This window comes from Halomonas cerina (assembly GCF_014192215.1).
In the GTDB taxonomy this organism is placed as follows: domain Bacteria; phylum Pseudomonadota; class Gammaproteobacteria; order Pseudomonadales; family Halomonadaceae; genus Halomonas; species Halomonas cerina.
Genome location: NZ_JACHXP010000017.1, coordinates 79,413 through 92,694, shown reverse-complemented (window position 1 = coordinate 92,694; position 13,282 = coordinate 79,413). Strand labels below are relative to the sequence as shown.

The 13,282-nt window shown below is 67.4% G+C and carries 15 protein-coding genes; 10 read left to right on the top strand and 5 right to left on the bottom strand.

The genetic code is table 11. The features are described 5' to 3' along the window. Positions 1-271: 271 nt before the first annotated feature. Entirely contained in the window at positions 272-1,471 is a 1,200-nt protein-coding gene (tyrS, locus tag FHR94_RS15370; protein ID WP_183326867.1) for a tyrosine--tRNA ligase, read from the bottom strand. A gap of 115 nt (positions 1,472-1,586) precedes the next feature. Between tyrS and FHR94_RS15365 the strand changes: the two genes are divergently transcribed. Next, complete coding sequence (locus tag FHR94_RS15365) at positions 1,587-2,717, top strand: anhydro-N-acetylmuramic acid kinase (RefSeq protein WP_183326866.1); 1,131 nt, start codon at positions 1,587-1,589, stop codon at positions 2,715-2,717. A 21-nt stretch (positions 2,718-2,738) separates the two neighbouring features. Here FHR94_RS15365 and FHR94_RS15360 read toward each other — a convergent pair whose 3' ends face one another. Together FHR94_RS15360 and FHR94_RS15355 are read right to left on the bottom strand one after the other, a co-directional pair. Next, positions 2,739-3,878, bottom strand: coding sequence for a PilT/PilU family type 4a pilus ATPase (locus FHR94_RS15360; protein WP_183326864.1), 1,140 nt, complete (start codon positions 3,876-3,878; stop codon positions 2,739-2,741). A 29-nt stretch (positions 3,879-3,907) separates the two neighbouring features. Further along, a complete protein-coding gene (locus FHR94_RS15355; protein ID WP_183326862.1) occupies positions 3,908-4,942 on the bottom strand; it encodes a type IV pilus twitching motility protein PilT in 1,035 nt (344 codons plus the stop codon). Between the two features lie 56 nt (positions 4,943-4,998). On the opposite strand from FHR94_RS15355, the gene FHR94_RS15350 reads away from it, so the two are divergent. The 6 genes from FHR94_RS15350 to FHR94_RS15325 all read left to right on the top strand — a co-directional run bounded on the left by FHR94_RS15350 (position 4,999) and on the right by FHR94_RS15325 (position 9,531). Beyond that, positions 4,999-5,709, top strand: coding sequence for a YggS family pyridoxal phosphate-dependent enzyme (locus FHR94_RS15350; RefSeq protein WP_183326860.1), 711 nt, complete (start codon positions 4,999-5,001; stop codon positions 5,707-5,709). A gap of 61 nt (positions 5,710-5,770) precedes the next feature. Beyond that, positions 5,771-6,595: a pyrroline-5-carboxylate reductase gene (gene proC, locus FHR94_RS15345; protein WP_183326857.1), complete on the top strand. Its 825-nt coding sequence runs from the start codon at positions 5,771-5,773 to the stop codon at positions 6,593-6,595. 61 nt (positions 6,596-6,656) lie between these two features. After that, the gene (locus FHR94_RS15340; protein ID WP_183326855.1) at positions 6,657-7,250 is read left to right on the top strand and encodes a YggT family protein; all 594 of its coding nucleotides are present in this window, start codon (positions 6,657-6,659) and stop codon (positions 7,248-7,250) included. Positions 7,251-7,287: 37 nt separating this feature from the next. Then, positions 7,288-8,448, top strand: coding sequence for a homoserine O-succinyltransferase MetX (metX, locus tag FHR94_RS15335; RefSeq protein WP_183326853.1), 1,161 nt, complete (start codon positions 7,288-7,290; stop codon positions 8,446-8,448). Next, the gene (metW, locus tag FHR94_RS15330; RefSeq protein WP_183326873.1) at positions 8,448-9,047 is read left to right on the top strand and encodes a methionine biosynthesis protein MetW; all 600 of its coding nucleotides are present in this window, start codon (positions 8,448-8,450) and stop codon (positions 9,045-9,047) included. The genes metX and metW overlap by 1 nt, the downstream gene beginning before the upstream one ends. Positions 9,048-9,078: 31 nt before the next feature. Then, on the top strand, positions 9,079-9,531 hold the full coding sequence (locus FHR94_RS15325; RefSeq protein ID WP_183326850.1) for a DUF4426 domain-containing protein: 453 nt from the start codon (positions 9,079-9,081) through the stop codon (positions 9,529-9,531). On the opposite strand, the gene sfsA is transcribed toward FHR94_RS15325, so the two are convergent. Beyond that, positions 9,516-10,292 carry a DNA/RNA nuclease SfsA gene (gene sfsA / locus FHR94_RS15320; RefSeq protein ID WP_183326848.1) on the bottom strand — a complete coding sequence of 259 codons (777 nt, stop codon included), beginning with the start codon at positions 10,290-10,292 and terminating at the stop codon, positions 9,516-9,518. The two genes, FHR94_RS15325 and sfsA, sit on opposite strands and share 16 nt — an antisense overlap. Beyond that, entirely contained in the window at positions 10,292-11,458 is a 1,167-nt protein-coding gene (locus tag FHR94_RS15315; RefSeq protein ID WP_183326846.1) for an aminotransferase class I/II-fold pyridoxal phosphate-dependent enzyme, read from the bottom strand. Before FHR94_RS15315 ends, sfsA begins: the two co-directional genes overlap by 1 nt. A gap of 237 nt (positions 11,459-11,695) precedes the next feature. On the opposite strand from FHR94_RS15315, the gene dksA reads away from it, so the two are divergent. The 3 genes from dksA to FHR94_RS15300 all read left to right on the top strand — a co-directional run bounded on the left by dksA (position 11,696) and on the right by FHR94_RS15300 (position 13,278). After that, positions 11,696-12,133 (top strand): RNA polymerase-binding protein DksA, encoded by a 438-nt coding sequence (dksA, locus tag FHR94_RS15310; RefSeq protein ID WP_183326844.1) that lies wholly within the window; start codon positions 11,696-11,698, stop codon positions 12,131-12,133. A gap of 92 nt (positions 12,134-12,225) precedes the next feature. Next, entirely contained in the window at positions 12,226-13,089 is an 864-nt protein-coding gene (gene gluQRS / locus FHR94_RS15305; protein ID WP_183326843.1) for a tRNA glutamyl-Q(34) synthetase GluQRS, read from the top strand. A gap of 12 nt (positions 13,090-13,101) precedes the next feature. Next, positions 13,102-13,278 (top strand): hypothetical protein, encoded by a 177-nt coding sequence (locus FHR94_RS15300; RefSeq protein WP_183326841.1) that lies wholly within the window; start codon positions 13,102-13,104, stop codon positions 13,276-13,278. Positions 13,279-13,282 lie beyond the last annotated feature (4 nt).

The following is a 13,282-nucleotide window of genomic DNA, read 5'->3' as shown; positions in this document are numbered from 1 at the left end:
ACAAGCCCTTCTGCCACTCATCACCGCCTGCAACGTAGCCCGTCGCCGGCAGCGGATGCGTACTTTACGGATTATCCGCGGGCCACGCAAGCCCTACGGGGGGAAAATTTTAGGGGCGTGTCGGAGCCATGAGGCGGCGATGACAGCCTCCGGTCGCTAGGCTATGCACAGTCGGTTCCGACCCTCACCCGCTGTGGACATGTCATCGCCTTCGCCACAGACACGAACGCCCGCGTGAGGCGGGCGTTTATCGGCGTCAGGAGCAACGATGTCAGGCGATCGTCACCCTGGCATAGCGTTTCTTGCCAGCTTGGATGACATAGCTGTGCCCGCCATCGAGCATATGGTCCCGGGCCACCACCTGGCCATCCACCTTGACCCGGCCGTTACCGAGCATGTCCTTGGCCTGAGCACTGTTCTTGGTCAGCCCGGCGCGGTTGAGCACCGCGGCGATGGGGGCCTGGGCGCTGCCCTCGAAGTCGACGCTCACCTCGGGCAGGTCCTCCGGCAGCTCGCCCTCGGCCAGCTGGTTACCGGCACTACGGTGGGCATGGGCCGCGGCCTCCTCGCCGTGATAACGGCCGATCAGCTCGCGCGCCAGGACCATCTTAATGTCGCGAGGATTGGCGCCGCCCTCGACGTCACGCTTAAGGGTCTCGATCTCCTCGTTGGACTTCAGCGAGAGCAGTTCAAAGTAGCGCCACATCAGGCTGTCGGGCATGGACACCAGCTTGTTGAACATGGTGCCCGGCGCTTCGTCGACGCCCACATAGTTGCCCAGCGACTTGGACATCTTCTGCACGCCATCGAGGCCCTCGAGCAGCGGCATGGTAATGACCACCTGGGAGGGCTGGCCGAAGTGCTTCTGGATCTCGCGGCCCATCAGCAGGTTGAACTTCTGGTCGGTACCGCCCAGCTCGACGTCGGCCTCAAGGGCCACGGAGTCATAGCCCTGCACCAGCGGGTAGAGGAACTCGTGGATGGAGATCGGTTGACCCGCGCTGTAGCGCTTGTCGAAGTCGTCGCGCTCCAGCATGCGCGCCACGGTGCTCTGGCCGGCCAGCTCGATCATGTCGGCGGCGCTCATGGCGGAGAACCACTCGGCGTTGAAGCGCACCTCGGTCTGGTCGCGGTCGAGGATCTTGAATACCTGCTCCTTGTAGGTCTCGGCATTGGCCTTGACCTCAGCCTCGGTGAGTGGCTTGCGGGTGACGTTCTTGCCGGTGGGGTCGCCGATGCGTCCGGTGAAGTCGCCAATCAGGAAGATCACCTCATGGCCGAGGTCCTGGAACTGGCGCATCTTGGTCAGCAGCACGCTGTGTCCCAGGTGGAGATCGGGAGCGGTAGGGTCGAACCCCGCCTTGATGCGCAGTTTGCGGCCCGAGGCCAGCTTCTTCTCCAGCTCGTCCTCGAGCAGGATCTCGTGGGTACCACGCTTGAGCAACGCTAGCGCGTCGGCGACATCGGACATGCTCTCCTCTCCACTCGGCAGGGCGGCCCGCGTTCGGGGCGGCAATCGGATAATAGGCTGGTGGAGAATGGTATCATGGCCGGCATCGACGGTTGAGTCCCGCCAGGAGTCCCCCATGCCCCTGTTCATCGGCCTGATGTCCGGCACCAGCCTGGACGGCATCGACGCTGCCCTGGTGGAGGTCGCTCCCGACCAGGTACCACGCCTGTGCGCCACCCACGCCGAGCCGATGCCGGAGGCATTGCGCGATCGCCTGTGGCGGCTCTGCCATGCCCAGCAGGCCAGCTTCGCCGACCTGGCCGCCGCCGAGGACGCCTTCTGCCACCTTCAGGCCGACGCCGTGACCCGACTGCTGGCGATAAGCGCGACGCCACCGGGAGCGATCACCGCCATCGGTAGCCACGGCCAGACCATCGAGCACGCCCCCCAAGGCCATGAGGGCGGCCCGGCCTATACCCTGCAGCTCGACAACCCGAGCCTGCTGGCCGAGCTGACCGGCTGCGCCGTGGTGGCGGACTTCCGACGCCGCGACCTGGCCGCCGGCGGTCAGGCCGCGCCCCTGGCCCCGGCCTTTCATCAAGCGCTGTTCCGGGTCGCGGGTGAGTGGCGCCTGGTGCTCAACCTAGGGGGCTTCGCCAACCTGACCCTGCTGCCGCCGACGGAAGACGCGCGCCCTCCACTCGGCTTCGATACCGGCCCGGCCAATGCCCTGCTGGATGCCTGGCATGCCCGGCATCGAGGGGGACGCTTCGATGCCGCTGGCGCCTGGGCGGCCTCGGGTCGGGTCGACGAAGCCCTGCTCGAGCGACTGCTGGCCGAGCCCTTCTTTCACCACCCGCCCCCACGCAGCACCGGCCGTGAGCGGTTCCATCTCGACTGGCTAGACGATCACCTGACGGGCAAGGAGGCACCCGAGGATGTCCAGGCCACCCTCGCCGAGCTGACCGCCGCCAGCGTGGCCCTGGGCATCGGCATGGCCCGGGAGCGGTTCGCGGCCCCCCCGGCGGCGCGTCTGATCCCCTGCGGTGGCGGAGCCCATAATCCGGACCTGCTGGCCCGCCTGGCGTGCCGACTCCCCGAGACACCCCTGGAAGACGGCGGCGACCTGGGCTGGCCCGCCGACTGGCTAGAAGCCGGCGCCTTCGCCTGGCTGGCCTGGGCCCGACTGGCGCACCACCCCGCCAACGTACCCTCGGTCACCGGCGCGACCGCCCCCCGGATCCTGGGGGGTGTCTACCCCGCCTGAGCGACCGGTGCCCGATGTCGCTCAGAAATCGTCCTCGTCACGCAGCGACAGGTGTGCGGCCGCCGCCTTGGCTTCGGCTACCCCGCCGCCTTTGCCGTCATACTTGATCATCATGCGCAGGTCGTTGGCCGAATCGGCATGCACCATGGCCACCTCCTCGCTGATGCGCCCGGCCCGATAGAGGTCATAGAGCGCCTGGTCGAAGGTCTGCATGCCGAGGTCTCGTGAGCGCGTCATGATCCGCTTGATCTCGCTGACTTCGCCCTTGCAGATCAGGTCCGCGATCAGCGGCGACTTGAGCATGACCTCGATGGCGGGACAGCGCCCGCCGCCGACCGTGGGCAGCAACTGCTGGGCGACGATGGCATGCAGGTTCAGGGAGAGGTCGAGCCATACCTGGGCGTGGCGCTCGATGGGGAAGAAGTTGATGATCCGGTCCAGCGCCTGGTTGGCGTTGTTAGCATGCAGGGTGGCCAGGCAGAGGTGACCGGTCTCGGCGAAGGTCAGGGCATGCTCCATGGTCTCCCGAGTGCGCACCTCGCCGATCAGGATGACGTCCGGCGCCTGACGCAGGGTATTCTTCAACGCCACCTCGAAGGAGTCGGTGTCGATGCCCACCTCGCGCTGGTTGATGATCGCGCGGCGGTGCGGATGCACGTACTCGATGGGATCCTCGACGCTGATGATGTGACCACCGAGCGTCTCATTGCGTTGCTGGATCATCGAGGCCAGGGTGGTCGACTTGCCGGTGCCCGTGCCGCCGACGACGAACACCAGGCCGCGCTTGTGGTTGACCAGATCCCCCAGCACCGTGGGCAGCGACAGCTCCTCCAGATGCGGGATCTCAAGGGGGATCCGCCGCACCACCATGGCCGACTGGCCGCGCTGGCGGAAGGCGCTGACCCGGAACCGCCCCTTGCCGGAGAGGCTCAGGGCGAAGTTGGCCTCGTGCTCCTCGCCGAAGCGCTGGCGTGAGCCGGCCGGAAGGGCGGCGCCCACCAGTTCGTTGACTTGGGCCATGGTCAGCCCCTGCTCGCCCAGGGGCCTGAGCCGACCGGCCATCTTCAGGGTCGGCGGTGCGCCGACCGAGATCAGCAGATCCGAAGCATCCTGCTCGACCATGATGTCCAGCAGCTGGTACAGCCAGTCCTCTGCGGTCATGTGCCTGCTCCTTGCTCACTATCCTTGAGTCAGATTGTCAGGGCGGCCTTGGCCTTGGCCTGGGCCTCCTCGCGTGCCACCACATTATCGGCGACCAGGCGGGCCAGCGAGGCATCGAGGGTTTGCATGCCCAGGTTGCCGCCGGTCTGGATGGCCGAATAGATCTGCGCCACCTTGTCCTCGCGGATCAGGTTACGCACGGCCGAGGTGGCGACGAGGATTTCGTGGGCCGCCACCCGCCCACCTCCCTGGCGCTTGAGCAGGGCTTGGGAGATCACCGCCTGTAGCGACTCGGAGAGCATCGAACGCACCATCGACTTCTCGTCACCGGGGAAGACGTCGATGATCCGGTCGATGGTCTTGGCGGCAGAGGTGGTATGCAGGGTGCCGAATACCAGGTGACCGGTCTCGGCCGCGGTCAGCGCCAGCCGGATAGTCTCCAGATCGCGCATCTCGCCGACCAGGATGACATCCGGGTCCTCGCGCAAGGCACTGCGCAGCGCCGGGGCGAAGCCGTGGGTATCGCGGTGCACCTCGCGCTGGTTGATTAGGCAGCGCTTGCTGCGGTGCACGAACTCCACCGGATCCTCGATGGTGAGGATGTGCTCGAAGCGATTGTCGTTGATGTAGTCGATCATCGCCGCCAGCGTGGTGCTCTTGCCCGAGCCGGTAGGCCCGGTCACCAGCACCAGCCCCCGGGGCAACATGGAGAGCCGCCGGAAGACATCGCCCATGCCCAGGTCCTCCATGCTCCAGACCTCGGAGGGAATGGTGCGGAATACCGCCCCGGCACCGCGGCCCTGGGTGAAGACGTTGACCCGGAAGCGTGAAACGCCCGGGACCTCGAAGGAAAAGTCGGTTTCCAGGAACTCCTCGTAGTCGCGGCGCTGACGATCCGCCATGATGTCGTAGATCAGCTTGCGGACCTCGCGGTCCTCCATGGCCGGCACGTTGAGCCGGCGGATATCGCCGTCGACACGGATCATCGGCGGCAGCCCCGCCGACAGATGAAGGTCGGAGGCGTTCTGTTTTGCCGAGAATGCCAGCAGTTCGGTAATATCCATGCGGTTGCCCTGCTCCCGGAATCTCAAGGTGCTCTTAGTATGACAGACCTAGCAACATGACGGACCTGGTACTTTCGGACGCCATGGCCCACGCCAGGCGCCGCCTCGACGCGGCCCTCGACGCCGCCGGACGCCCGGCCGGGGAGGCCCGGCTGCTCGCCGTCAGCAAGACCAAGCCAGCAGGGCTGATCCGCGAGGCCTGGCAGCTGGGGCAACGCGAGTTCGGCGAGAACTACGTTCAGGAAGCCCTGGACAAGCAGGCCGAACTGGCAGACCTGACCGACATCGTCTGGCATTTCATCGGGCCGCTGCAATCCAACAAGACCCGCGATGTGGCCGAGCACTTCGCCTGGGTGCACAGCGTGGACCGGAAGAAGATCGCCCGGCGCCTCAACGACCAGCGCCCGGCAGACCAGGCGCCGCTGGAGGTCTGCCTGCAGGTCAATATCAGCGAGGAGGCGAGCAAATCCGGCGCCTTCCTCGACGAACTCCCGGCCCTGGCCGAGGCGGTACTAATCCTGCCTCGGCTACGGCTGCGCGGCCTGATGGCGATCCCGGCGCCGGCCGAGGGGCTGGCCGAACAGCGCGCCCCCTTCGCCCGGCTGCGCGAGGCCCTCGAGGACCTGCGCGTGCGTTTTCCCGAGGCGAGACTCGACACCCTCTCGATGGGCATGACCGCGGACCTGGAAGCCGCCGTGCAGGAAGGCGCTACCCTGGTGCGCCTGGGCACCGCCATCTTCGGCGAGCGCCACCGGCCCACCCCCTAGTACATCGTCACCGGCGGTCCGCCGCCGGCCGACATTCGTCGACCCAGACAGGACACAACGCATGGCAAGCCAAGTCACCTTCATCGGCGCCGGCAACATGGCGAGCGCCATCATCGGCGGGATGATCGATAGCGGCTATCCCCGCGATGCCATCACCGCCACCGCTCCCCACGAGGAAGCCCTGACCCCGGTCCGCGAGCGGCTGGGCATCCAGACCTCCACCGACAACGCCCGAGCCGTGGCCAGCGCCGACGTGGTGGTGCTGGCGGTCAAGCCGCAGATCATGCGCGAGGTCTGCGAGAAGCTGCGCGATGCCGTCCAGGCCCGCAAGCCGTTGATCATCTCGGTGGCGGCCGGCCTGCCGGCCGAGACCCTCGACGCCTGGCTGGGCGGCGAGCTCGCCGTGGTGCGCTGCATGCCCAACACCCCCTCCCTGGTCGGCGCCGGGGCCGCCGGTCTCTACGCCAATGCACGGGTCAGCGATGACCAGCGCGGCCTGGCCACCGAACTGCTGGAGGCCGTGGGCCTGGTCGAGTGGGTCGAGGAGGAGGCCCTGCTGGAGGCCGTGACCGCCGTCTCCGGCAGCGCCCCGGCGTACTTCTTCCTGATGTTCGAGGCCATGGAAGAGGCCGGCACCAAGCTCGGGTTGCCCGCCGACACCGCCCGCCGGCTGGCCATGCAGACCGCCTTCGGCGCCGCGCGCATGGCGATGGATAGCGACAAGGCGCCGGGTGAGCTTAAGCGCAACGTGATGTCGCCGGGGGGCACCACTGAGCGGGCCATCGAGCACCTGGAGGACGCGGGCCTGCGCCGCATCATGGCCGAGGCCATGACCGCCTGCGCCGAGCGTGCCAGAGAGATGGCCGAGGAACTCGGCAAGCGCTGAGCCGGCACCGGTTCCGGCAGATGCTCACACGACTGAGTTGCAACGACAAGGAGGAGCCCTGATGGGCAGTCAACTGGGAAATGCCGGCCTCTTGCTGGTCAACACCCTCGTCAATATCTACCTGTTCCTGCTGATGCTGCGCTTCCTGCTGCAGGCCTCGCGGGCCGACTACTACAACCCGATAAGCCAGTCGGTGGTCAAGATCACTCAGCCCGCGGTGCGCCCCTTCCAGAGCTTCTTGGGGCCAGTGATGGGGCGTTACGACCTAGCGACCCTGGCCAGCGGCTTCGTGATCAAGCTGGTGGCCATCATCGCCATCCTGCAGATCGCCGGCTACGGCATGGCCCCCGTGGATGACCTGGCCATCGGTGCCGTGGCGGCGCTGGCCAATGCCATTCTCAAGATCTACTTCTTCGCATTGATCGTGATGATCATCCTCAGCTGGGTCGCGCCCCAGGCCAGTCATCCCGGCGCCATCCTGGTAATGCAGCTGGTGGAACCGATCATGGCGCCGGTGCGCCGGGTGATCCCGCCGCTGGGCATGCTCGACCTCTCTCCCATCGTGGTGTTCATCGCCATCAGCCTGATCGATGGTATCGTGGTCGGCTCGCTGATCCGCGCGGCCGGCGTCGTCGGCGCGCTGGTCGGGCTGTGATGCCCTCCGACAACAACGACGGGACCCGACAAGATCGATGACCGAACTTCCCCGCGATTCGGTCGGCCTGGTGACGCCCCAGACGGCGCACTTCGACGACCCTTTGGCCCTGGCCTGTGGCAGAACGCTGCCGGCCTATGATCTGGTCTACGAGACCTACGGCACCCTCAATGCCGAGCGCAGCAATGCCATCCTGATCTGCCATGCCCTCTCCGGACACCACCACGCGGCTGGCTACCACTCGCCGGAGGATCGCAAGCCGGGCTGGTGGGATGCCCATATCGGGCCCGGCAAGTCCATCGATACCGACCGCTTCTACGTGGTCTCGCTGAACAACCTGGGGGGCTGCCACGGCAGCACCGGCCCGACCAGCGAGAACCCCGAGACCGGCCGGCAGTGGGGCCCCGACTTCCCGATGATGACGGTGGAAGACTGGGTACATAGCCAGGTGCGGCTGGCCGATCGACTGGGCATCAAGCGCTTCGCCGCGGTGATCGGGGGCAGCCTCGGCGGCATGCAGGTGCTGCAGTGGACACTGGCCTATCCCGAGCGCATCGCCAATGCCGTGGTCATCGCGGCGACGCCCAAGCTCTCAGCCCAGAACATCGCCTTCAACGAGGTGGCCCGGGAGGCCATCCGCTCCGATCGCGACTTTCACGACGGCCGTTACGCCGAACACGACACCCTGCCGCGCCGAGGGCTGAAGCTGGCCCGCATGGTCGGGCACATTACCTACCTGTCGGAGGACGGCATGGGCAGCAAGTTCGGCCGCGATCTGCGTGCCGACGACTTGAACTTCGGTTACGACGTGGAGTTCCAAGTGGAGTCCTACCTGCGCTACCAGGGCGATACCTTCTCCACCTCCTTCGATGCCAACACCTACCTGCTGATGACCAAGGCCCTGGACTACTTCGACCCCGCCGCGGCCCACGGCGGCGACCTGTCTCGCGCCCTAGCACCAGCCGAATGCCCCTTCCTGGTGGTCAGCTTTTCCACCGACTGGCGTTTCCCGCCGTCGCGTTCCAAGGAGCTGGTCAACGCGCTGATCCGCGCCGGCAAGCCGGTCAGCTTCGCCAACATCGATTCACCCCATGGCCACGACGCCTTCCTGATGCCCGAGCCCCGCTACCAGGCGGTGTTCGCCGCCTTCATGGCGCGCGTGGCCCGCGACCAGGGCCTGCCGGAGAACCGTCCATGATGCGCGCCGACCTCACGCTGATCCATGACTGGGTGCCCCAAGGCGCCCGGCTGCTCGACCTGGGCTGCGGCGATGGCACCCTGTTGGCGGCCCTGGCCCGGAACAAGGAGGTCACCGGCTACGGGCTGGAGATCGATCCCGATGGCATCACCGCCTGCCTGGCCAAGGGCGTCAATGTCATCGAGCAGAACCTCGACGAGGGCCTGGCCAACTTCGAGGATGACGCCTGCGACCTGGTGGTAATGACCCAGGCGCTGCAGGCGCTGCGCCGTCCCGATCGCATGCTCGACGAGATGCTGCGGGTCGCCGGCGAGTGCATCATCACCTTCCCAAACTTCGCCTACTGGCGCCACCGGGTGCACCTGGGCATTCGCGGCTACATGCCGGTCTCGAAGTCGCTGCCTCATGCCTGGTACGACACCCCCAACATCCACCTGTCGACCTTCAACGATTTTGAACACCTGTGTCGCGACAAGGGTCTGATGATCGTCGACCGGGCAGTGGGCGTCGGTGGCCACGAGGGCCACTGGACCTCGCGGTGGTGGCCCAACCTGTTCGGCGAGATCGCCATCTTCCGGGTCGCACGTCGTCACGGCTGACGCCAGGCCCGCCACGCACGGAGGACGCCTCATGACCGGACGCCTGTTGAGCGGCCTGCTGTTGGGCCTGCTGATGTTCACCCTGCCGGCCCAGGCCCAGCAGTACGAGCAGGTCGGCAACCACCAGATCCACTATAGCGCCGTGAATACTAGCTTCCTCCCCCCGGAGGTGGCCCGTGACTACGGCATCCCGCGCAACCAGGTGACCGGACTGCTCAACGTCAGCGTGCTGGAGGTGCAGGAAGACGGCTCGACCCGACCGGTGGCCGCCCGGGTCGACGGCGAGGTCGGCGGGCTCGGCACGACGACGCAGGCAACGCCGCTGGCGTTTCGCACCCTGCGCGACGGCGACAGCGTCTCGCAGATCGCCACCTTCCGGATTCGCGCAGACGAGCCGATGCGCTTCGACCTCGAGGTGGCCTATGATCGCAATGCGCCGCCGGCCAAGGTCAGCTTCATCCAGCGCTTCTATATCGACCGCTGAGCGCTTCCCGCCAGGCTGCGCGCCAGGCACACCGGCAGGGCCTCGCCGAGCGAGAGGGCCGCCGGCCGACCGGCCTGCCAGTGAAACTGACAGCCATAGGCCATCAGTTCGACCCCCTGTCCGGCCACCCGACGCAGGGCCTCGGCATAGGCCGGGTCGAGGTGGGCCGCCGGCGCCACGTCGTGAATCCCCTCGTGGGCCACATAGAACAGCAGCACGGCGCGCTGCCCCCGGGCGGCAAGGCCGGCCAGCACCTCCAGATGCTTGCGGCCCCGCTCACTGACCGCATCGGGGAAATAACCGTGGCCGTCGGCCTCGAGGAGCGTCACCTGCTTGACCTCGACGAAGGCCGTGCCCTGCACCGGGTCCTCCAGGCGAAAGTCCAGCCGCGCCGCCGGCCTCCCGTCGATGACCACCCTCGCCTCGCGCGCCAGGCTCGCATAACCGGTCAGGGCCGGCACCCGGCTCGCATGCAGCGCCTCCTCGACGATGCGGTTGGTACGCCCGGTATGCACCGAGGCCAGTGCCGTCCTGCCCCCCGGTTGCGGCAGCTCGATCAGCTCCCAGGTCCAGGCCAGCTTGCGCGCCGGATTGTCGCTGGCGGCCAACCACACCCGGCAGCCCGGCACGTTCACCGCCCGCATGGAGCCGGTGTTGGGACAGTGGGCGGTGACCTCGCGACCGTCATCGAGGCGCACGTCGGCCAAAAAGCGCTTGTAGCGACGCCGCAGGGTGCCGGGCACCAGCTCAGGATAGTCCATTATCCCTCCAGCCGGGCCAGGAAGCGCTCGAGCCGGACCACCGCCTCCTCGAGACGCTCGGTGCCGGTGGTGAAGGCGATGCGCACATGGTGCTCGCCGCCCACCAGCGCGAAATCGGTCCCCGGGGTGATGGCGACGTTCTCCTCCTCCAGCAGGCGCCGGCAGAAGGCCTCGCTGTCGCGGCTTACGCGCGAGATATCGAGCCACAGGTAGAACGCGCCCTGAGGTGGCAGGTCCGGCGCCAGCCCCAGTCTCGCGAGCCCCTTGAGCAGGGCGTCGCGGCGGCGCTGAAGCTCACCGCGGCGCGCCTCCAGCAGCTCGGAACTCTCGGGGGTGAAGGCCGCCAGGGCCGCATGCTGCGCCGGTGTGGGGGCGGCCAGGAAGACGTTCTGGGCCAGCCGGGTGAGCGGCTCCACCGCCGCGTCCGGGGCGAGCAGCCAGCCCAGACGCCAGCCGGTCATGCCGAAGTACTTGGAGAAGCTGTTGACGACAAAGGCCGCGGGGGTGATCGCGGCCATCGACTGCGGCGCCAGGTCGTAGCACAGCCCCTGATAGATTTCGTCCACCAGCAGGTGGCCGCCGTGGGCTGCCACGGTTTCGGCCACCGATGCCAGGCCCGGGGCATCGAGCACATGGCCGGTGGGATTGGAGGGCGTGGCCAGCATCGCCAGTCGGGTGTCCTCGCGCCAGTGGCGCGCGACCAGCGACGCATCGAGCTGCCAGGCGCTGGCCGGGCCTACCGGTATGGCGTCCAACTCGGCCCCCGCCAGGGCCATGAAGTGGCGGTTGCAGGGATAGGTGGGATCAGCCATCAGCACCCGGTCACCGGGGGCCACCAGCAACTGGCTGGCGAGCAGCAGGGCCCCCGAGGCCCCGGGCGTGACGATGATCCGCCGCGGATCGACCTCGGCGCCGAAATGGGCGGCGTAGTGGCCGGCGATCGCTTCGCGCAGCGCCGGCAGGCCCGCCGCCGGGGTGTAGCGGGTATGGCCTGACGCCAGCGCCGCCTGCCCGGCGGCGACCACCGACGGCGGCGTCGGGAAGTCGGGTTCACCCACTTCCAGGTGGATGACATCGTGACCGGCCGCCTCGCGGGCCTGGGCGATCTCCAGCAGGCGCATCACACGGAAGGGGGCGACCCTCTCGACACGCGGGTTCCAGCTCATGACGGTTTCCTCTACTGCTCCATCTCGCTACGGTTGTGTGCCGGCGAGGGCACCCTTCGCGGCATCTGTGGTCGAACCGGGCATGTTACGACTTTTGGTGTGCCGACGCAGGCCCATCCATCGAGGGTGTTGCACCGAGGGGATTTTTCCGATAAACAAGCATCCCTTTGGCGTGAGATACCTTAGCAACGCGGCGGGTATTGATCAGCAGTCACTAAATCAATGAGGCAGTGTCCCATGCCAGTAGCAGAAAAGAAGACGGAAGCGCCCAAGAAATTCACCCCGTACGAGCCGGCACCGGGTGAAGAGTACATGAACGAGAAACAGCTGGAGCACTTCCGACAGATCCTGCTCGGCTGGAAACAGGAACTGATGGAAGAGGTCGACCGGACCGTTCGTCACCTCCAGGAGGAGGCGAACAACTACGCCGACCCGGCCGACCGCGCCACTCAGGAGGAGGGCTTCAGCCTGGAGCTGCGCACCCGGGACCGCGAACGCAAGCTGCTCAGGAAGATCAACGAGACCCTCGAAAAGATCGACGAGGACGACTACGGCTTCTGCGAGGCCTGCGGCGTCGAGATCGGCATCCGCCGCCTCGAGGCACGCCCTACCGCCACCCTCTGTGTGGACTGCAAGACGCTGGCCGAGCTCAAGGAGAAGCAGCTGGGCGGCTGAATGCCTGCCATGTGGAGGCACTCTCTCATCGCGCGTGACGGGCACCTCAGGGTGCCCGTCTGCGTATCCGGCACTTAATCGGGGAGATCACCATGCGCCCTTATCGTGGTCGTTTCGCACCGACGCCCTCCGGGCCGCTGCATTTCGGCTCGCTGGTCGCAGCCCTGGCCAGCTTCCTGGATGCGCGCCGGGCCGACGGCACCTGGTTGCTGCGCATCGAGGACATCGACCCGCCCCGCTGCCCCCCCGGCGCCGCCGATACCATCCGGCGCCAACTGGAGGCCTTCGGCCTGCACTGGGACGGGCCGGTGTCCTGGCAGCATGAGCGTGACGCGGCCTACGCGGCGGCGCTGACGCGCCTCAAGGCCCTGGGGCTGGCCTATCCCTGCAGCTGTTCGCGCAAGCAGTGGCGGGCGCACTCCGTCTATCCCGGCTGGTGTCGCGAGGCGGTCCGCGAGCCCGGTAAACGCGTGGCCTGGCGGCTGCGCAGCGACCTGGGCCTGCGACCGGTGACCTGGCAGGACCGGGGCTTCGGGAGGCAGGCCTTCGAGCCAGTCGACCTCGGCGACGTAGTGCTCGCACGCAAGGACGGCCTGTGGGCCTACCAACTGGCCGTGGTGGTCGACGATGCCGACCAGGGCATCACCGACGTGGTTCGTGGGGCCGACCTGCTCGACAATACCCCCTGGCAACGCCAGCTGCAGCACGCCTTGGGACTGCCCACGCCCCGCTACCGGCATCTGCCACTGGTGATGGGCCCGGACGGCCAGAAGCTCTCCAAGCAGAACCGGGCACCGGCACTGCCCGAAGAGGATCGAACGGTGCGCCCACTGCTGCACCGGGCCTTGACGACGCTGGCACTGGCCCCACCGGATGCGCTAGCCAAGGCCCCGGTGGCCGAGCAGCTGGCCTGGGGCATCGCCCACTGGGACAGCGTTCGTACCGCCGGAAATTGAGCGAGGCAGACCATGTACGTCTATCGCATCATGCTGTTTCTGGTGTTCGGCGGCTATCTGCTGTCACCGCTGCTGATGAGCGGCTGGGCCAGCCCCGGGGTGGCCTGGTATCGCCCCTTCGTGATCTGGGGCGTGCTGATCGCCCTGACCCTGTGGCTGGAGCAGAAGAGGCGGCTGGATGAGCGCTAAGCAG